This window comes from Paenibacillus thermoaerophilus (assembly GCF_005938195.1).
Lineage (GTDB): Bacteria > Bacillota > Bacilli > Paenibacillales > Reconciliibacillaceae > Paenibacillus_W > Paenibacillus_W thermoaerophilus.
On record NZ_VCQZ01000007.1, the window covers coordinates 26,022 to 45,748 of the forward strand.

A 19,727-nucleotide genomic window follows, 5' to 3' on the forward strand; every position below is an offset into this window, starting at 1 on the left:
TCGCCATAATGAGGATGCAGACCCGGGCGGTTTGCAAAAGCGGTTACCGCTTTTTGTTTGCGAACGTGTGCATGAAGAAAAGGAGGTGACGGACGACCGCTATAGTGTCTTCTGGATGGATGGCCTGCCAGACGATCCGGCGCCGGCGCACGAAGCCGGCCGAAAACGAACGAAGGAAAAGGAGGTAGGAAGTCGTGAAATTTCGATGGAAACGCAATACAGGTATATTGGCCGGGCTGACGCTCGCCGTTTCTTTGTTTACGTTCATGCCGGCGAGCGCGGCTACGGTGTGGAGCGACAACTTCGACGACGGCGACGCCAACGGCTGGACGACGCAATACGGCACATGGTCGGTCGTACAGGACGGCGGCTCGTACGTCTATTACCAGTCGAGCTCGGACGAAGGCCGCGCGTCCGCGGGCAACTCCTCGTGGACGAACTATTCCGTCGAGGCGCGCGTGAAGGTCGAGAACTGGAACGGCTCCAACCGGACGTATGTCGCGGGGCGTTACGCGGACGGCAACAATTACTACGCGGCTTCACTCTACAATAGCAGCGGAGGCAAGCTGGAAATCCGCAAAAAAGTGAGCGGATCGTCCACGACCATCGCGACCAAAAACTATCCGCTGACCGCCGGCGTCTGGTACACGGTCAAGCTGGAGCTGAACGGATCGAATCTCAATATGTACGTGAACGGCTCGCTGGAGTTGTCCGCGACGGACAGTTCGCTCTCGTCGGGCCGCATCGGTCTCGTCGCCTACAAAACCGCCGCCAAGTTCGACAATGTGGTCGTCTCGGACGGCGGTACGGGCTCCAGTCCAACTCCGAGCCCAAGCGCATCCCCGACGCCAACCGCTTCGCCGACGCCTACGCCGACGCCAAGCGCATCGCCCACCCCGACGCCTCCGCCCGTAAGCGGAGCGATCTATGTGGCTCCGAACGGATCGCCCGGCAATCCCGGCACGATCAATAGCCCCAAGGACCTTAGATCTGCGATTACCAGCGTGGCTCCCGGCGGCACGATCTATATGCGCGGGGGAACCTACTCGTTCTCCAGCACGGTGCTGATCGAGCGTAATAACAGCGGCGCATCCGGCCAGCGCAAAAGCATCGTCGCATACGGCAGCGAAAAGCCGGTGCTGGATTTCTCCGCCCAAGCGTTCGGCGACGCCAACCGCGGCCTGCAAATCAACGGCCACTACTGGCTCGTCAAAGGCCTTGAAGTGAAAGGGGCCGGGGACAACGGCATCTTTATCGGTGGCGACTACAACCGGATCGAGAATGTCGAGGTTCACCACAACCGCGACTCCGGCCTGCAAATCAGCCGGTACTCCTCCTCCGTCTCGTCGAGCGAATGGCCGAAATACAACGAAATCATCAACGTATACTCCCACGACAACTTCGACCCCGACAACGGCGAAGACGCCGACGGGTTCGCCGCCAAGCTGACGGTCGGACCGGGCAACGTGTTCGACGGCTGCATCGCGGCGTACAATGTGGACGACGGCTGGGATCTGTACACCAAATCCGATACCGGCGCGATCAGCCCCGTCACGATCCGCAACAGTATCTCGCATCACAACGGAAGCACGTCGGACGGAACGTCCACCACGGACAGCGACGGCAACGGCTTCAAGCTGGGCGGCGAAGACATCCCGGTCAATCATATCGTGCAGAACAACATCGCCTTCCAGAACAAAAAACACGGGTTCACCTACAACCGGAACACCGGTTCCATCACGATGAAGAACAACACGGCCTGGGATAACGGCAAGGGCGGCAACGGCAGCAACTTCGCGTTCGATTCCGGCACGCACCAATTCAGCAACAACCTGTCGTTCAGCGGAGCTTCCAGCGACAAAACGAGCGGCACGGACATCCAAAGCACCAACGTCTGGTGGAAAAACAACCAGAGCGTCAACGCCAAAGGACTCGTCGCTTCCTCCGGCGATTTCGTCAGCCTGACTCCGACCGTCTCGCGCAACTCGAACGGAGCGCCTGTCCTCGGCAATTTCCTGAAGCTCGTCTCCGGCAGCGATCTGAAGGGCGCGGGCACGCCAAGCGGGACCGATATCGGCGCGATCTTCAATTAAGCAAGACGGGATCAGATTATTTCGTACAAAAAATGGCGATGCAGGGGTGATCTCCCTTGCACCGCCATTTCTTCATCTCTCCGCTAAACCCGGACGCATGTTATTGAAGCACGCGGCCCGACCGCGTCTTCCGAACCGTCGCCGTCGGCGTCAGGACGAATCCGACATACGTCGCCGCGGCTCCGACCGCGAGGTGAATCAGGTTTTCCACCATCTCCAGATGCATGAGGCCGAACAAGTTGCCCGTGAAAAACCCGAGCGCCCCGAGCGCCAACACGAAAACGCCGAGCAGACGGTTAAAGGACTGCGAGGCGGACTCTTGCACGGACGCCCACAGTCCCCAGCCGCCGATCAGCAGATGCATCGTGGTGTGCAGCCAATCGAAATGCATGCCGAAGGCGTGCTCGGTAAACAGACCGACGATTCCCAGCATCAGAAAAAACGCGCCAATCACCCTTGCGGCCAATTTGGCCATGCCGATCCCTCCCCAACGCGTATACCGTATGTGTATGTCCGAGAAGGACCGAACATGCCTCGAGGCGCGAATGCCGGAAGGGCCCGGGCGGCGGGGCTTCCGATCAGATCGGATGATCCAGATAGCGGGATTCGCCCATCGTGATCGACGCTTGTCCCTGCGTCAGGTCGGTGATCCACGCCGCCATCGAGTCGGCTTCCTTCGCAAACGGAAGCAGCGTAACCGTGACCCGATCCGAAAACTGCGTATCCGCCACAAGCGCCCCGCGGTTGCGGATCTCGTTCTCCAGCTTGCCGTACCACGTGTAGTCGATATCGACGATCAGTTCACGGTGAAGCGCCTTGCGGATCGGCCCCGCCGCGTTGAGGGCGATGACCGCCCCGTCCGTATACGCGCGGACGAGCCCGCCCGCTCCGAGCATAATGCCGCCGAAATAACGCGTGACGACCACAACCACGTTGGTCAGCCCGCGATGCTTGATCACTTCGAGGATCGGCCGTCCCGCCGTGCCGCTCGGTTCCCCGTCGTCCGACGACCTCTGGTATTCGCCTCGGGGGCCCACGACGTAAGCCGAGCAATTATGCGTGGCCGACCAATGCTCCTTTTTGATGCGTTCGATAAAGGCCGCCGCTTCCTCCTCGGTCGCCGCCGGTCCGGCAAATCCGATAAACCGCGATTTCTTAATGACGATTTCGTCCGATGCTTCCCGGCTGACCGTGCGGTATTCTTCCGTCACTTCCGCAACCTCCCTTGGTGCCGCGGGCGTACCGGCCCGCCCGTCCATTCTCTCATCGTAACACGTTCCGTCACGCGATACCACCGAAAGGGAACAGGCCGGCCGATGCTCCGCCCAAGCGGCTGTTTTTGGTCCAAGCTGATCCTTGCGAATGCAAAAACCGCCCCCAACGGCGGTTTCCCGATCCTGAGGACGGTTCTTGTCGTGTCGACCGATTTGGCCGTGCCGGACGCTTATCGGCCCAGACGAGCCTCAAGCTCCGCTTTTTGCGCCTCGTAGCCCGGTTTGCCGAGCAGAGCGAACATGTTTTTCTTGTAGGCTTCGACGCCCGGCTGGTCGAACGGATTGACGCCCAGCAGGTAGCCGCTTACGCCGCACGCTTTTTCGAAGAAGTAAACCATGTATCCGAAATGGTAAGGCGAAATTTCCGGAAGCGTCACGATCAGGTTCGGCACTTGTCCGTCCGTGTGCGCGAGCATCGTGCCTTCGAACGCCTTCTTGTTGACGAAATCCATCGTCTTGCCGGCGAGGAAGTTCAGGCCGTCCAGATCCGCCGGATCGTGGCCGATCGTGATATGCTCGGCGACCTTGTCCACTTGCAGCACGGTCTCGAACAGGATGCGGTTGCCTTCCTGAATGAATTGGCCCATCGAGTGCAGGTCGGTCGAGAAATCGACGGAAGCCGGATAAATGCCTTTGAAGTCTTTGCCTTCGCTTTCGCCGAACAGTTGCTTCCACCATTCCGACACGTAATGCAGGGAAGGCTCGTAGTTGACGAGAATTTCGATCGTTTTGCCTTTGCGGTACAACGCGTTGCGCACCGCGGCATATTGATAAGCCTGGTTCTCGCTGAGGTTCGGGTTGGCCAGATCCGTCGCCGCGTCGGCCGCGCCCTTCATCATCGCGTCGATGTCGATGCCGGCCACCGCGATCGGCAGCAGGCCAACGGCCGTCAGCACGGAGTAACGTCCGCCCACGTCGTCCGGAATGACGAACGACTCGTAGCCCTCTTCGTTCGCGAGCTTTTTCAGCGCGCCTTTCGACGCGTCCGTCGTCGCGTAGATGCGTTTGCGGGCGCCTTCCTTGCCGTATTTCTTCTCCAGCAGTTCGCGGAAAGTTCGGAACGCGATCGCCGGCTCCGTCGTCGTGCCGGATTTGGAGATAACGTTGACGGAGATGTCTTTGCCTTCGATCAGTTGCAGCAGGTGCGCGACATAGGTGGAGCTGATGTTTTGCCCGACGAAATAAATCTCCGGCGTCTTGCGGACGCTTTTCGGCAGCAGGTTGTAGAACGAATGCTGCAGCATTTCGATCGCGGCGCGCGCGCCCAGATACGAACCGCCGATGCCGATGACGATCAGCACGTCCGAGTCGCTCTGGATGCGGGCGGCCGCCGCTTTGATGCGGTCGAATTCGTCTTTATCGTAATCGTGCGGCAGGTTGATCCATCCGAGATAGTCCGATCCCGCGCCGGTGCCTTCATGCAGTTGCTCGTGCGCCAGTTTGACCGCGGCGGCCAGGTTGTCGATCTCATGCTGTCCGACGAACGGCAGCGCGCGGCTGTAGTCGAATTTCAATTTCTCGCTCATGGCCTTGATTCCCCTCCAAACAATATGTAGAACTGGACCCTAAGTTGACCATTAGTCCTAGCATACTTAAACGGGAGGGCGAATGCAAGAGTTCGAAGACGTCTGCCCCCGCAAGAAGTCCGGCGGCGCATACGGAGACCGTCTCGGCAGGGAACGGCCGCCGAAATTGGCTGTCGGTACGCGCCGCGGACTATGATACAATGAACCTTAAGGGACATGACGCTAATCGATGGGAGCGAATCGCATGAAAACAATCGGATTTATCGGACTGGGCACGATGGGGCTGCCGATGGCGGCCAACCTGCTGAAAAAAGGATTCGGCGTTTTCGTCTGGAACCGCACGGCGTCCAAGGCGGACGAGCTCGTGCCGCTCGGCGCGCGCAAGGCGGAATCGCCGGCGCACGCGGCGCGCGAAGCCGACGTGGTGGTCACGATGCTCAGCGACGACGCGACGGTGCTGGACGTATACGAAGGCGAGGACGGCGTGCTGGCCGGACTGCGCGCCGGTACGGCCGTGTTCGACTCCAGCACGGTCTCCCCGGACACGAGCCGGCGTCTGCACGCGGCGTGCCGGGAACGCGGCGCTTCCTTTATCGACGCGCCCGTGACGGGCAGCAAGCCGGCGGCCGAGAGCGGCACGCTGCTGTTCATGGCGGGCGGCGACCGCTCCGTGCTGGAGGCGAACGAGGACGTCCTGCTCGCGATGGGACGGCGCATCGTCTACATGGGCGAATCGGGCGCAGGCTCGTACGCCAAGCTTGCGCACAACACGATCGTCGGCATTAACGCGATCGGCTTGATCGAAGGCATGTCGATCGCCGCCAAGGCGGGTATCGACGCCCGCTCCTTCCTCGAAGTCGTGCAGAGCGGCGGCGCGGCGAGCAAGCAGGCCGACCTGAAAGGGCTGAAAATTATCGAGCGCGACTTCAGCAACCAGTTCTCCGGCAAGCTGATGCTGAAGGATCTTCGTCTGGCGGTGCAGCTGATCGGCGAGCTCGGCGTGACCGCCCCGATGCTCGACCTGGCGCGCGCCCAGTTTGAACGCGGCGTTCAGGCCGGCTGGGGCGACGAGGACTTGTGCGCGCTTGTGCGCTGGTACGAGGACCAGATGGACATGGTCATCGGCGAAGACCGGCGGTGAGCGGATCGGGGCTTGGCCCGCGAAATACAAACGGGGAAGGAGGGAACGGCTGCGGTCGTTCCCTCTCTGCTGCAAGCCCGATCCCCGCTCGTTATCGGCCGTTTGGCGGGCCGGTACGCGTTCGCACGCACCGGCTTGGCGAAGCCAAGATCCGATGGATACGGTAAGAAGCGCATCCGGATCGTCAACTCACACGCCGTCGAACACGAAGTCCTCGTCGCGCAGCGGCTCCACGTTCAGCGTGCGGATGTAGCCGTTGCCTTTTTTGGAGAAGAAGTCGTGCTGCTTCGTGCGCGTGCTGAGTCCGTTGAGCACGATCGGGTTGATATCCTCTTCCGGGAATTTGGTCGGCAGGCCGAGGTTCATAAGCGCCTTGTTGGCGTTGTAGCGCACGAACTTCTGCACTTCGTCGACGAGTCCGATCGCCGCGTACAGTTCGTTCGTATACGCCTCCTCGTTCGCATGCAGCCGTTCCAGCAGCTCGAACACCTCCGCGACGGCAGCCTCCTGCTCGTCGGCCGGCAGCTTCGCCAGCACTTCTTGCGCCAGCACGCCCACGTACAAGCCGTGGATGCTCTCGTCGCGCAGGATCAGGTCGATAATCTCCCCGCTGGCCGTCATCTTGCCTTGGCCGGCCAGATACAGCGGATAGAAGAACCCGCTGTAGAACAAGTAGCTCTCCAGAAGGACGGATGCGGCCATCGCCCGGTACAACGAACGCGGCGAGTCGATCGACGTATAGCAGGCCGAGATCCACTCCGCCTTGCGCTGCAGATACGGATTTTCCTCCACCCAGCGGAATACGCGGTCGATCTGCTCGGTCGTCGCCAGCGTCGTGAAGATGCTGCTGTACGACTTGGCGTGGATCTGCTCCATCATGCCCATAAAGCCCAGCACCGCTTTGCGCTGCAAGCCTTCGACATGCTCCAGAATCTTCGGCATGCCGACGCCGCCTTGCACGGTATCGAGCAGCGTCAAGCCGCCAAGCACGTTCATATACGTCTCGCGTTCCGCGGGAGACAGCGTGATCCACGACATCTTGTCGTCGGACAACGGAATTTCCTCATCCGTCCAAAACTGCATCAGGTTCTGGTTCCAGAACGACGTCGTGAAGTCGTCGTCCGGCCGGTTCCAGTTCACCGCTCGTATCGCCATCCGCTTACTCTCTCCTTCTGTATGTAACGCGCCGCCACACCCGGGGCGCGGAACCTTATTACACAGCGCAACTGATGCACTCCTCGACAGACAGCCGGTTCGTGCGGGTATAGTACAGCGACTTCAGTCCTTTGCGGGCCGCATACAGGTAGTAGCGAGCCAACTGGCGCGTCGTGATGTCGCTGTTGACGTGCAGCACCGTCGAGATGCCCTGGTCGACATGCTCCTGGATCTCGGCGATCAGGTCGATCACCTTGAACTGGTCGATCTGGTACGCCGACTTGTAGTAGAAGAAATTTTCCTTCGACAAGAACGGCATCGGGTAATACGTCGTCGAGTTCGCGTAGGTGCGGGTCTCGATTTTTTCCACGATCGGCATGACGCTCGACGTCGCGTTTTGAATATACGAAATGCTCTGCGTCGGAGCGATCGCCAGCCGGTACGCGTGATACAGTCCGTGCTTCTGTACCTGCTCCTTCAGCGCGGCCCATTCCGCCGGGCCGGGAAGCTCGATGCCCTCGAACAGCTTGCGGACTTTTTCCGTGCGCGGGCGATAGTCGTTCTCCAAGTATTTATCGAAATAAGAGCCGTTCGCGTAATCGGAAAGCTCGAAGCCTTTGAACGTCACGCCGCGGTCGCGGGCGATCTCCATGCTTTTTTCGATGGAGTGGAAGTTCATCGCCATGAAGAACGCCCGGACGAAATCTTTCGCTTCCTCGCTCTCGTACAGGATGCCGTTCTTGGCCAGATAACCGTTGAGGTTCATCGCGCCGAGACCGACGGAATGCAGCTCCGCATTCGCCTTGCGCACGCCCGGCGCGTTGCTGATCGACGTGCCGTCGCTGACCGCGGTCAGCCCTTCCATGCCGTCGTGCACCGAACTGCGGATCGCCTTTTTCTCCATGACGTTGGCGATGTTGAGCGACGCCAGATTGCAGCTGATATCGCGGCGGATAATGTCCGGCTCGCCGTAGTCGCCGATCTCGGACGTCTCCTGCAGCTGGAAGATCTCCGTGCACAGGTTGGACATTTTCACCGAGCCGATGGCGCGCAGGGCGTGCGCCTTGTTGGCATTCGTCTTGTTCATGATGTACGGGTAACCCGATTCGAGCTGGATCATGGCGATCTTCACCAGCATGTCGCGCGCGCTCATGACCGTTTTCTTGCGGATGTTCGGGTTGGCGAGCAGCTCGTCGTACATCTCGTCGATGTCGAGATCGTCCAGATGCTTGCCGTATTCGCGGTAGACGGAGTACGGGCCGAAGACGACGTGCGGCTTGTTCTCCTCCGCCAGACGGTAGAACACATTCGGGACGATCAGGCCGATGGACAGCGTTTTGATGCGCGTTTTTTCGTCAGCGTTGATCTTTTTGCAATCGAGGAACTCCTCGACGTCCCAGCCGAAAATATTGTAGTACGCGGCGCCGGAGCCTTTGCGCTGGCCCATCTGGTCGGCGTAGGAGAACGCGTCCTCCAGCAGCTTCATGACCGGCATGATGCCTTTGGCGGCGCCTTCGACGCCCTTGATCGGCTCGCCGCGTCCGCGCAGCTTGGACAGGTTGACCGCCACGCCGCCGCCGATTTTGGACAACTGCATGCAGGTGCCGAGCACGTAGTTGATCGAGTTCAGCGAGTCGTCCATCTCCAGCAGGAAGCAGGACACCATCTCGCCGCGGCGGCTCTTGCCCGCGTTGAGGAACGTCGGGGTCGCCGGCTGCAGCCGCTGCTCCATCATGGATACCGCAAGCCGCTTGGCGAGATCGATATTGCCCGCGCCGAGATGCAGCGCGACGATCGCGACGCGGTCCTGATAACGCTCCAGAAACCGGGTGCGGTCGTTCGTACGCATCGCGTAGTCGGTGTAAAATTTCGACGCCGCCATATAAGAGGCGAAAGAAAACGGGATGCTGTGCGCCAGCTCGAACACCTCGGCGACTTGCTCCCGTGTATACTTCTCGTAGACATTCTCGTAATAATCGTTTTCGATCATATAGTCGACTTGTTCAAGGAAGCTGGAGAACGTCAGCGTCTTGCTCCGGACTTCCTCCATATATACTTCGACGGCTTCCCGGTCCTTGTCCAGTTGGAAAAAGCCGTCCGCATCCCTCTGCATGATCATGTTATTCAGTTCAATGTGACGCAAGCAAATTCACCCCTTCGACAAACTTGGCCACGTCGCGCTGCGTGCCGGACAATTCGAATTTATGCAGAACCGGAACCCCATACGCCCTGGAGATCGAGTCGGCGCTTGCCGCGAACACTTGTCCCCAGTTGCGGTTGCCGCTGGCCGAGACGGCCTTGAGATACTTGGAGTTGCGATCCAGGAACGACTTCACCTGTTCCGGCACTTGACCGAAGCCCGTTGTATATGTAACCAGCACGAACGGCTCCTGAACCGTCGTATTCTCGTCCACCTGCAGACTCCGCATTCCCAACTTTTCGATGAACCGGCGCACATTGCCCGTTCGCGAAGCATAAGCGATCAGCATCTCAGAGGCTCCTCTCCAAAATAAAAGAGCACGCCCGGCCAGACGAAGGGAGCTGGCTTCCCATCCCAGTGAAGGATAGAAGCGTCTCCTGCGGCGAATTTTGGAAACTTGCCGCAATACGCACGGATGAGCCCTTTCTTTCTATCATTCTGATATCCGCATGTTCCGCCGCCGGCCGTTCGTACGCTTCCGCGCAACCGGCGCGTTGAACCGGGGCCGACCGGTTCGGCAACTTTCGAGTTGTTGCGTCGATTGCCGATCGGCACAATATCTAGTTGATGTATGTAAATTTACCTCAATATCTTGTGTGTTGTCAAGGATGTTTCTCTTGCGGCAGAGGCGCTGGAAAAAACGGAAAAAGCCTTGCCATCACAGGGCTTTGCCGTATTTCGACATGATTTTCGGCAGAAAAATGGGCTGCTGGACCTATCAGAAAGCCGCAACCCCGTCTAATACAAGATATAGTGAGAGGCTACTCCCCGCAACCATGTCCGAATGCTCACAAAAAACGGCCGAACCGTCCTCAAACAAGGACTTGGGCCGTATCTCGCACATTTGGAAATCGGGACTTTCCGCCGCCAATCCGGCTCGCGGCCTGCCCGCCAACAAGCACAAAGCATAACGGCGGGCCCCCTGAATCGCAGGCATGCCCGTCCGGCCGTTCGCATTCCGCAACGCTTAACGATCTTACCTTGTCCGCGGGGAAAAAGCAACCCTTGCAAAGCTATCGAAACGCCGCCAAAAAGTGGATAGGGCGGCACAAGCCGCCCTTTCATCTCCCGGCCAGCAGCGCCTCCAGGCGTTCGCCGGCCTCCGCTTCGTCCTCCAGACGCGACCAATACGCCTTCAGCTCCTCGCGAACCGCTTCGAGCGTATCGAGGCTCGCCTCCAAGTCCGCGTACAGCTTGAACCGCTGCCAGTCCGTCGCCAGATCGGGCGTTGCCTCCGCGGGCCGGTTTCCCGCCAACTCCCGCTTCTCGGCCAGAGCCAGCGGATGCGCCGGCAGCGATAACGTCTGTCTGCGAATCATCGTCTGCGTCTCGACGCCGCACAGATGCCGGACGAGCGCTTCGGCCGCATCCAGGCGTTCGACGCCGGCGCGGATGCCGAGTCCCGTCACGAGCAGCAGCGTATCGGCATTCCGCAAGGACGGCAGAGGGGCCGCCCCGTAATCGAGATCCGAGCCGAGCAACCGATTCATGGCAAAATATGTCGTCATCATCATCGACACGCGTCCCTCGCGGAACCAGCGCTCGACGTCGCCGTCGTGCTCCGTCCACACCGGAACCGCCGCGCTTTGTCCGTAGATCAGATCGCGGGCCAGGCGCAGGCTCTCCCAGAGGGCCGGATCGTCGGACGGGTTCCGCGCCTTGCCCGCGGCGAAGCGAAAGCCGCTCTGCAGCAAAAACACCGTCCAACGGTTGATGGACTGGATATGCGCCGCAAAGCCGATGCCGCCGCGGCGGGACAAAGATCGCGAAGCCTTCAGCAGCGTGTACCAAGTCCACCCGCCGTTCGGCTCCTCCAGTCCGGCTTCCGCAAAATGGCGCTTGTTATACCCGAGGACGACGGGAGAGTACACGAGCGGAGCGGCGATCCGCCTGCCGTCCCGCGCGAGAAACGGGCGGTCCAGAAGCGGATGGGCCGTATCCGTATCCGGCGCAGGCGCCAGCGGCATCCTGGCGTCCTGCCGCTCGCGCAGCTTCCATGCGTCCCATGCCGACAGCGTGACGACGTCCGCCAGGCCGTGCTCGGCATAAGCAAGGGGGAACGGCGTCGGCATCAACGCCACCTTTATATTCGGATGAGACCGTTCAAACGCTTCGACCGCCTCCGTCAACCTCGCTTCTTCCAGTAAGGTCGACTGGTGGGCCAGCCGAATCACAACCGGTTCACCGCGCGCCGGCGAAAGGAATCGTTCCGGCCTGCGGCCGGGGGAGGCTAGAACCTCTCTCTCCGGGGGCGAATCGGCCTCCTCCCGCGAAGAATTTCGCAAAGCTTCGTTCGGGTCCGCCACACGGGTTCCGACCCGGCGAATTTTCACGATCAGTCCTTCCTTGACCAGCGTATCAAGCGCCTTGCGGACGGATTCCTTGCTCAACCCGTACACTCGGCCGAGCTCCAGCTCGGAAGGCAGATAATCTCCGGGCAGCAGCGCGCCGCTGCGGATGTCGCCGCGCACGGACTCGACAAGCCGCCGAATCCGCGCGGTGAATTCGTTTTGGCTGGAACGGGGCACTCTTATGTTCCACCTTTTCTGTAATGATTTGGATGCTAAGGATTATATCACAATCTGGTAAAATCTCAAGAACGTATCTAGGCGATAAAATCGAAACTCAGGACAAATGCAACGTGAAAAATTACGTTGACCTTCTCCCGCCCATTCGTTAACCTTATGATTATATCGCCTACATATAGCCTACAATTCATAAAGGGAGAGTTGAGCGATGAATTGGAAGAAAGCGTTAACAGGGGTGCTGGCGGCTGTCTTGGCCGTCCCGGCTCTGACGCCCGCCCCCGCCGCTCATGCCGACGATATCGTCGAGTATGAGCCGATTGCAATCCCGAACGCGGGGTTTGAGGAGTCCGCAAGCCAAGCGGTCGGGTGGGAGGTACAAGTTCCGATTCCTCCAGCGGGAGACGACGGCTGGGTCACCCGGGCGGTTGTCTCGCAGGACCGGGCCTTCGAGGGTTCGAACAGCCTGCTGATGACCGACCATAGCCCGAAAAAGGGGCTTTATGTCTACTCCGCACCGATCCCGGTAACGGGAGGGGAAACCTATCGCCTCACCGCGCAAATCTACGTCACGTCGAAAAGCGTGCAAAACTACATCAAGTTTTACGACGCCGCCGGCAAAGAGGTGGGCACCAAGAACGTGCTTTCCAACACGCTGAATACATGGAACCAGCTCCAATTCGAGCATACCGCGCCGAGCAACGCGGTAACGGCCAAAATTTTGTTCAACATGGGACCGACGACATCCGGCACCGTCGCCTATATCGACCAAGTGGAGTTTCATCATAAAAAAGTAACGGTCATCGCTCCCCTTGAACTTCCTTACGAGGCGGCTCCCGTCGTCATCGGCGACGCGGTCCGGTATGTGCTGTCGCAATCGGCCGCCTACGGCGTCGGCCCGGACGGCCGCCCCGAACAGTATCTGACGACGTCCGGCACGCCCGCCGCGTTCCATGCGGTGGACGCCGTGACCGGCGAGCTGCTGTTCACGCAGAACTTGCCTTTCGGCGACACGATCTGGGCGCTGACGACCGCGCCGGACGGGAATGTGTATTTTGCGACGACGACGAACGGCCACCTGTATAAATTTGACGTGTTGCGGCGCGAGCTGAAGGATCTCGGCGCGAACCCCTCGAACGTTCACGTGTTCGATCTGAAGGCGAGCGCCGACGGCAAGCTGTACGGCTCGACCTACAATAATGCCGGCCGGTTCGGTCGCGTGTTCGAGTACGACATCGCATCCGGCGAATTCAAGGATCTCGGCGTCTGGAAGGATGGCGAGCAGTATGTGCGCGGCCTGGGCGTGACCGACCAATACGTCTATGGCGGGATCGGGACGAAAGCCCACCTGATGCGCTATGACCGCAATACGGGCGAAATCGTCGAGCTGAACATTCCGGAAGTGTCCGGCGAGAGCGGCACCTTGTCCGAGATTGTTATCGCGGGCGGCAAGCTGTTCGTGCACGCCGGGACGAAGGTTCACGTGCTGAACGAGACGACGGGCGAATACATCAGGGAATTCGAATTCCAATCGAAACTCTCGCCGCCCTCTCCCCATAACCCTAACCTGATCTACTATAAGCTGAAAGGCGAGCTTTACACTTACGATCTGCAAACGGATATCACCGCCAAGGTCGAAGGCGTTCCGGAGCTTCCGGACGATACCGCGATCAAGGCGCATGCCTGGATCACGCCGACATCAGGACCGTTCGCAGGCAGAACGGTGCTGGCCGGCATGGCTGCCTTCGGCGAATCGTTCCTGTACGATCCGCTGACGGGCGAATACGAGGAGCATCTGGCCGACGTGCCGCCCGCCCCTACGCAGGTTCAATCGCTCGAAGCGAAAGGCAACTACCTGCACATCGGCGGATATCAGCGGGGCATGAGCATTTACGATGTGTCGAAGGGCGAATTCATTTACAGCAATCATGCGTTTCATCAGCCGGAGGGCATCGGCTTTTTGAACGATATCGTCTATTACGGCACTTACAGCGGCGCGCGCATGTACCGTCTGGACATGTCCAAACCGATCGACTACAAGGAACTGGAGTGGTCCAATCTCGGCTTGGCCGCAGACCTGGAGGACGATCAGGACCGTCCGTTCGCCATGACAAGCGGTGACGGCAAGCTGTTTATCGGCACGTTCCCGACCTACGGCAAGCTTGGCGGCGCGCTGACCGTTCTGGAAGAGACGCGCGGCCCGGACGGCGAAGTCTCCGGCGTCACCTACGAGATGTACCGCAACCTCGTGCCGAACCAATCGATCATGGGGCTTGCCTACAAGGACGGCGTCGTCTACGGCGGCACCTCGCGCGTCGGCGGTCTCGGCATCGATCCGACCGAACCCGAAGCGATGATGTTCGCCTTCGACGTCGCAACCAAGCAGTTGAAGATTCAACCGTTCGTGCCAGCGCTTCCCGGCGCCAAAGGCCCCGTCAACATGATCGGCGAGCTGTCGATCGGTCCCGACGGCCTGCTGTGGGGCATCGCCGACACGACGATATACAAGGCGGACGGATCGGGCGCGATCGACAAATACGATGCGATCCTGTTCGCGATGAACCCGGCCGACATGTCGATCGTCAAAAGCAAGGTCGTCACGCAATCGGCGTTCAGCACCAGCAAATACCGCCCTTACTACATTCGTTGGGGCGCGGACGGATTGATGTATACGACCATCGGCCGTCAGTTGTACGCGGTCGATCCGACGGATTTGCGCACGAAACCAATCATTCCCGGTACGGTCAACCTGATGACGCTGGGACCCGACGGCAGCATTTATTACGCAAACGGCGGGAAGCTGCTGAAGCTGCCGGTCAAAATCCGTTCGTCCCAGCTCCGCTTGGAGACGCCTTCCATTCCGGTCGGCGGTACGTCCCTGCTGCTGCCGGAGATTGAGCTGGCGAACGGCCTGAAGGCTTCGCTGGGCGGCGCAACGATCGCCTACGCGTCCAGCGACGAATCCGTAGCCGTCGTCGAAAACGGCGCCGTTCGCGGGATCGCTCCGGGAACCGCCAGCATCACCGCGACGATTACGCTTGACGGGCGTACCGTCACGACGCCGCCGGTCGAGGTTAACGTCATCGGGAACTGGTTCGCGGAAACCAAGTTTGCGTACGACGGTACGCTCTCCGGCATCATTCAGTTTCCGGCGGAGCAAACCGGCCATTCCGTGACGCTGTCCGTCTACGGTGAAGCGAGTGCCGATCCGATCGCGGCGTCCGCCGTATCGACCGTCACCTATAGCACGTACGCCGACAATCTGTACGGGTATGCGTTCAGCTTCAAGCTCGATTCGCCGGCCGAGCGCGTGCGCATCGTTGCGAATGTCGACGGTCAGCCTTACAGCGATTCCGGTTGGATCGAGCGCGAGCCTTCCGCCGAGACGCCTCCGGTCGATCCGGAGACGCCGCCCGTGGACCCGGAGACACCGCCGGTCGACCCGGTGACGCCACCGGTAACGCCTCCGGTGACGGATGCGTTCGAAATCGACCCGTCGAAGCCGGACGCGCCGGTTGACGCGAAGCTTCTGCTCGAAGCGCTGGATAAGTTTCAACATGTCACGGTCAAAACGAAGTCGTCCGCAAGGCTGCCGCTATCCGCTCTCGAGCAGGCCGGGGACGCCGCCGTCCTGACGGTCGAGACGGATACGGGCTCCTATGTGCTTGAACCGTCGCGGCTGCCGGTCACCGACTGGGCGGCGCAGCTCGGCGTCACGGCCCAATCGCTGAACTTGCGCGTTACCATCGACACGGCTTCCGCGGAAATCCCGCGCGGCCGCATCCGCGAGCTCGCCGACGAGAAGGGAGCCGGGCTGCTCTCCGAAGTGCACGAGTTCCGTCTGACCGTCGAGACCGGCGATGGGCGCACGTTCGAGGTGAAAGATTTCGGCGGCGTTTATGTCGAACGCACGATAAGATTGCCCGATGGCTTCAGCGCCGCAGACGGCCGTATCGCCATCGTTGCCACGTACGACGCGGAGAGCGACAGCCTGCGTTACGTTCCCGGCGTCGTCTCGGGCGGAACGGCGACGTTCTTCCGTACGGGCAACAGCGCCTATGTCGTCCTGAGCTCGAAGCCCGGCTCGTTCGGGGATACCGCCTCGCATTGGGCGGAAGACGCCATCGCCCGCATGTCCGCGCGTCTGATCGTAAACGGCGCCGCTCCCGGCAAGTTCGAGCCGGAGCGCGGCATCAGCCGTGCCGAATTGGCCGCCCTGCTGAACCGCTCCCTCGGCCTCTCGGCGGGCGCAGCATCCGCAAGCTTCACGGATGTGCGTGCCGGCGAGTGGCATGCCGGGGAGATCGCTTCCGCCGCCGGAGCGGGCCTCATTGACGGCTACGAGGACGGATCGTTCCAGCCCGACCGTCAGGTCACCCGCGCGGAAGCGGCGGCCATGAGCGTACGTGCGCTGCGCTTCGCAGGCGTTCCGCTTGACGCGCCGGCCGGAGCGGATGCCGCCGAGACGCTGAAGCCTTACCGGGACGCAAACGATGTCCCGTGGGCGCGCGACGAGCTGGCGGCCGCAGTGCGCTCCGGCTTGCTCCAAGGCCAGTCGGCCGACACCTTGGCTCCGAACGCGCCGATCACCCGCGCGGAAGCCGCCGTGCTGGTCGAGCGGCTGCTGCTGACCGCCGGATTCGGCCAATAAGCCAGCCGCGCCAGCCAAAAAGTAATGTTCGAACGACGTGTAAAGAAATGGCGGTGCAAGGGATTCGCCCTTGCACCGCCATTTTTTGCTTCCGTTCTATTTCCGCTTTCTCGCGCAAGTGACCTGCGAACGAGAGCCGTCCCGACATACACGCAGACGCCGAAGTATCTGCAGCCAGTGCTCCAAGCTCGTCTTTGGCGGCTCGTCGCAGCCGAAAACGCCGCATCCGCCGGCCATTCATTTGTTCAAATACACTCCCGTGCTCTGTTGTTGGCGATTTGCCGCTTGGCTTGGTTTCCACTTGGCCGGCCGGGGCGCAGCGTAGCAATATTTTTTATCGCTATCGCCGAACATTCGCCGCCCTCCGACGGGTTTAACGATATAAAATATCGGAAAGGGCCCGATTTTCCGGCTCTTTTCGCACATTTTTCGGCGACAGCGATATTTTATATCGCTATATGCATATGGAAGCCGCGGCACGGCCTCGTTAACGATATTTTCTATCGGATACGTCCGCCATCCCCTCAGCGTCCAGTCGCAAAGAAACGTCGTGCCGCCGCCTGCGTGTCGCCCCGGCCGCCGTAGCATACCGCTGACGTCGAAGTATTCGCTTACGGCAGATAAGAGCAGATGTAGTCCGTAACCTTGCGCACTTCGAGCTTGAACTTGGAATTGGCCGGCACGGTGAATTCGCCTTCGCCGACGATTTCCTTCCACTCCGTCTCGCCCGGCAGCAGCACGCGCAGCTCGCCGGATTGAATCTCCATGATTTCTTTGGAATCGGTGCCGAATTCATATTCGCCGGGCATCATGATGCCGAGCGTTTTTTTGCTGCCGTCGGCAAACAGAACCGTGCGGCTGGTCACGGCCCCGTCAAAGTAGACGTTCGCCTTGGCCACAACCGATACGTTATCGAATTGCTTGGACATGATTGCTGATCCTCCTCCAGGTATGTATCCTTTGCGATTCCCGCGCGTATCGGCGCGGGAATCGCAAAGCGGCTCCGCCCCCTGAGGGACGGAGCCGCCGGGCAAGCCGGCTTTCGCCGGCCGATCCGTACGTCTCTCTTAGCTCACAGCAGCGCTTTGGCTTTCGCCACCACGTTTTCGACCGTAAATCCGTATTCTTTGATAATGACGGACGCCGGAGCGGAGGCGCCGAATTTGTCGATCGCCAGCACGTCGCCGTGGTCGCCGACATATTTGTGCCAGCCCATCGGATGCGCCATCTCGATGGCGAGACGCGCTTTGACGTGAGGCAGAATGACGCTGTCGCGGTAGGCTTTGTCCTGCTTCTCGAACAGCTCCCAGCTCGGCATGCTGATAACGCGGGCCGCGATGCCTTCCTCGGCCAGCTTCTTCTGGGCTTCGATCGCCAGCGAAACCTCGGAGCCCGTCGCCAGCAGTTGCACTTGCGGGTTAGGCGCGTCGGACACGACGTAAGCGCCGCGCGCGACGCCCTCGCGGGCCAGCTCCGCCGTGGATTCCAGATTCGGAACCGCTTGGCGCGTCAGAACGAGCGCGACCGGTCCTTCCTTATTCTCCAGCGCATAACGCCAAGCTTGCGTCGTCTCGTTCGCGTCGGCCGGACGAATGACCGTCACATTCGGAATGACGCGGAGCGCCGCCAGTTGCTCGATCGGCTCGTGGGTCGGACCGTCCTCGCCGACGCCGATGCTGTCGTGCGTCAGCACGTACGTGACCGGCAGGTTCTGAAGCGCCGACAGGCGGACAGCCGGACGCAGGTAATCGGAGAAGACGAAGAATGTACCGCCGTACACTTTCACGCCCTTATGCAGAGCCATGCCGTTCAGCGCCGCGGCCATCGCGAATTCGCGGACGCCGAAGTATACGTTGCGGCCGCTGTAATCTTCCGGGCTGAAGCGGGCGATGCCCTTCATATGCGTCATCGTCGACGACTCGAGGTCCGCGGAGCCGCCGATGAAGAACGGAATCTTGGAAGCGAACGCGTTGATCGCGTTGCCGGACGCGTTGCGCGTGCCGATGCCTTTGTCCGCAGGCGAGTATACCGGCAGATCGGCATCCCAGCCTTCGGGCAGCTCTCCGGCGACCGCTTGCTTGAACTGCTTCGCCAGCTCCGGATATGCCTGCTCGTACTTCGCGAACAGCTCGTTCCACTCGGCGTTCGCCTTCTCGCCGGCGGCTTTGACTTTTGCGAAATGCGCCTTCACTTCTTCCGGCACGTGGAAATGGAGATCCTCCGCCCACGAATAAGCCCGTTTCGTCAGCGCGACTTCTTCGACGCCCAGCGGAGAGCCGTGCGGACCCGCATGGCCGCCTTTGCCCGCTTTGTTCGGACTGCCGTAGCCGATGATCGTCTTCACTTCGATCAGAGTCGGACGCTGCCCGTCCTTCTTCGCCTCGGCGATGGCGGCTTCGATCGCCGGAATATCGTTGCCGTCGTCGACGCGCAGATATTGCCAGCCGTAGCCTTCAAAACGCGATTTCACTTTCTCGGAGAACGACAGGCTCAATTCGCCGTCGAGCGAGATGTCGTTGGAATCGTACAGCACGATCAGCTTGCCCAGCTTCAAGTGGCCCGCCAGCGAAGCGGCTTCGGAGGAGATGCCCTCCATGAGGTCGCCGTCGCCGCAGATGACGAAGGTGTGGTGGTCGATCAGCTTGAAGCCGTCGCGGTTGTAGGTGGCCGCCATGTGGGCTTCGGCCATCGCCATGCCGACAGCCATCGCGAACCCTTGGCCGAGCGGCCCGGTCGTCGCGTCGACGCCCGGCGTATGTCCGTATTCGGGATGCCCCGGGGTCAAGCTGCCCCATTGGCGGAAGTTTTTCAGCTCGTCCAGCGACAGATCGTACCCGCTCAGATGCAGCAGGCTGTACAGCAGCATCGAGCCGTGACCGGCGGACAATACGAAGCGGTCGCGGTCGATCCACTCCGGATTCGCCGGATTATGCTTCATTACTTTGGCGTAGAGCGTATATCCCATCGGAGCGGCGCCCATCGGCATGCCGGGATGGCCGGAATTCGCTTTTTGCACGGCGTCGATAGACAGCGTGCGAACTGTCGCGACCGCCAGTTGATCGATCGATTGACTGGTCAACGTCATGAAACTTTTACCCCCTGCGGACTAATAATGGCTCATTGCCCCTTATTGTATCATTTGCTTCACCGCTTTGCCACCGC

12 protein-coding genes and 1 pseudogene are annotated in these 19,727 nt (G+C 60.5%); 4 read left to right on the forward strand and 9 right to left on the reverse strand.

Annotated elements, in window-relative coordinates; translation table 11 throughout:
• Positions 1 to 266: 266 nt before the first annotated feature.
• Positions 267 to 785: pseudogene (locus FE781_RS18065) on the forward strand (3-keto-alpha-glucoside-1,2-lyase-like domain-containing protein); the annotation flags it as partial.
• Positions 786 to 2,093, forward strand: coding sequence for a right-handed parallel beta-helix repeat-containing protein (locus FE781_RS18070; protein ID WP_379252464.1), 1,308 nt, complete (start codon positions 786 to 788; stop codon positions 2,091 to 2,093).
• Positions 2,094 to 2,193: 100 nt separating this feature from the next.
• On the opposite strand, the gene FE781_RS06745 is transcribed toward FE781_RS18070, so the two are convergent.
• From FE781_RS06745 to FE781_RS06755, 3 genes are all read right to left on the reverse strand, one after another.
• The gene (locus tag FE781_RS06745) at positions 2,194 to 2,568 is read right to left on the reverse strand and encodes a DUF4383 domain-containing protein (protein WP_138788857.1); all 375 of its coding nucleotides are present in this window, start codon (positions 2,566 to 2,568) and stop codon (positions 2,194 to 2,196) included.
• Between the two features lie 103 nt (positions 2,569 to 2,671).
• Positions 2,672 to 3,304 carry a YigZ family protein gene (locus FE781_RS06750; RefSeq protein ID WP_138788858.1) on the reverse strand — a complete coding sequence of 211 codons (633 nt, stop codon included), beginning with the start codon at positions 3,302 to 3,304 and terminating at the stop codon, positions 2,672 to 2,674.
• A 233-nt stretch (positions 3,305 to 3,537) separates the two neighbouring features.
• The gene (locus tag FE781_RS06755) at positions 3,538 to 4,893 is read right to left on the reverse strand and encodes a glucose-6-phosphate isomerase (RefSeq protein WP_138788859.1); all 1,356 of its coding nucleotides are present in this window, start codon (positions 4,891 to 4,893) and stop codon (positions 3,538 to 3,540) included.
• A 244-nt stretch (positions 4,894 to 5,137) separates the two neighbouring features.
• Here FE781_RS06755 and FE781_RS06760 point away from each other — a divergent pair, with 244 nt between their 5' ends.
• Positions 5,138 to 6,034, forward strand: coding sequence for an NAD(P)-dependent oxidoreductase (locus FE781_RS06760; RefSeq protein WP_138788860.1), 897 nt, complete (start codon positions 5,138 to 5,140; stop codon positions 6,032 to 6,034).
• Between the two features lie 189 nt (positions 6,035 to 6,223).
• On the opposite strand, the gene nrdF is transcribed toward FE781_RS06760, so the two are convergent.
• The 4 genes from nrdF to FE781_RS06780 form a co-directional block, all read right to left on the reverse strand.
• Complete coding sequence (nrdF, locus tag FE781_RS06765) at positions 6,224 to 7,183, reverse strand: class 1b ribonucleoside-diphosphate reductase subunit beta (protein ID WP_138788943.1); 960 nt, start codon at positions 7,181 to 7,183, stop codon at positions 6,224 to 6,226.
• 64 nt (positions 7,184 to 7,247) lie between these two features.
• Positions 7,248 to 9,332, reverse strand: a complete 2,085-nt coding sequence (nrdE, locus tag FE781_RS06770; protein ID WP_138788861.1) for a class 1b ribonucleoside-diphosphate reductase subunit alpha — start codon at positions 9,330 to 9,332, stop codon at positions 7,248 to 7,250.
• Positions 9,319 to 9,678, reverse strand: coding sequence for a class Ib ribonucleoside-diphosphate reductase assembly flavoprotein NrdI (gene nrdI / locus FE781_RS06775; RefSeq protein ID WP_138788862.1), 360 nt, complete (start codon positions 9,676 to 9,678; stop codon positions 9,319 to 9,321). Before nrdI ends, nrdE begins: the two co-directional genes overlap by 14 nt.
• Positions 9,679 to 10,450: 772 nt before the next feature.
• On the reverse strand, positions 10,451 to 11,917 hold the full coding sequence (locus FE781_RS06780; protein WP_138788863.1) for an extracellular solute-binding protein: 1,467 nt from the start codon (positions 11,915 to 11,917) through the stop codon (positions 10,451 to 10,453).
• A gap of 208 nt (positions 11,918 to 12,125) precedes the next feature.
• Between FE781_RS06780 and FE781_RS06785 the strand changes: the two genes are divergently transcribed.
• A complete protein-coding gene (locus FE781_RS06785) occupies positions 12,126 to 16,565 on the forward strand; it encodes an S-layer homology domain-containing protein (protein ID WP_138788864.1) in 4,440 nt (1,479 codons plus the stop codon).
• Between the two features lie 611 nt (positions 16,566 to 17,176).
• On the opposite strand, the gene ppnP is transcribed toward FE781_RS06785, so the two are convergent.
• Positions 17,177 to 17,494 (reverse strand): pyrimidine/purine nucleoside phosphorylase, encoded by a 318-nt coding sequence (gene ppnP / locus FE781_RS06790; RefSeq protein WP_138788865.1) that lies wholly within the window; start codon positions 17,492 to 17,494, stop codon positions 17,177 to 17,179.
• A 143-nt stretch (positions 17,495 to 17,637) separates the two neighbouring features.
• Positions 17,638 to 19,650 (reverse strand): transketolase, encoded by a 2,013-nt coding sequence (tkt, locus tag FE781_RS06795; protein ID WP_138788866.1) that lies wholly within the window; start codon positions 19,648 to 19,650, stop codon positions 17,638 to 17,640.
• Positions 19,651 to 19,727 lie beyond the last annotated feature (77 nt).

What these genes read in the sequence shown, in the direction of transcription:
- nrdI (WP_138788862.1), bottom strand. Translation starts at nt 9,678, where the DNA reads ATGCTGATCGCTTATGCTTCGCGAACGGGCAATGTGCGCCGGTTCATC.
- FE781_RS06755 (WP_138788859.1), bottom strand. Translation starts at nt 4,893, where the DNA reads ATGAGCGAGAAATTGAAATTCGACTACAGCCGCGCGCTGCCGTTCGTC.
- tkt (WP_138788866.1), bottom strand. Translation starts at nt 19,650, where the DNA reads ATGACGTTGACCAGTCAATCGATCGATCAACTGGCGGTCGCGACAGTT.
- FE781_RS06760 (WP_138788860.1), top strand. Translation starts at nt 5,138, where the DNA reads ATGAAAACAATCGGATTTATCGGACTGGGCACGATGGGGCTGCCGATG.
- FE781_RS06745 (WP_138788857.1), bottom strand. Translation starts at nt 2,568, where the DNA reads ATGGCCAAATTGGCCGCAAGGGTGATTGGCGCGTTTTTTCTGATGCTG.
- ppnP (WP_138788865.1), bottom strand. Translation starts at nt 17,494, where the DNA reads ATGTCCAAGCAATTCGATAACGTATCGGTTGTGGCCAAGGCGAACGTC.
- FE781_RS06785 (WP_138788864.1), top strand. Translation starts at nt 12,126, where the DNA reads ATGAATTGGAAGAAAGCGTTAACAGGGGTGCTGGCGGCTGTCTTGGCC.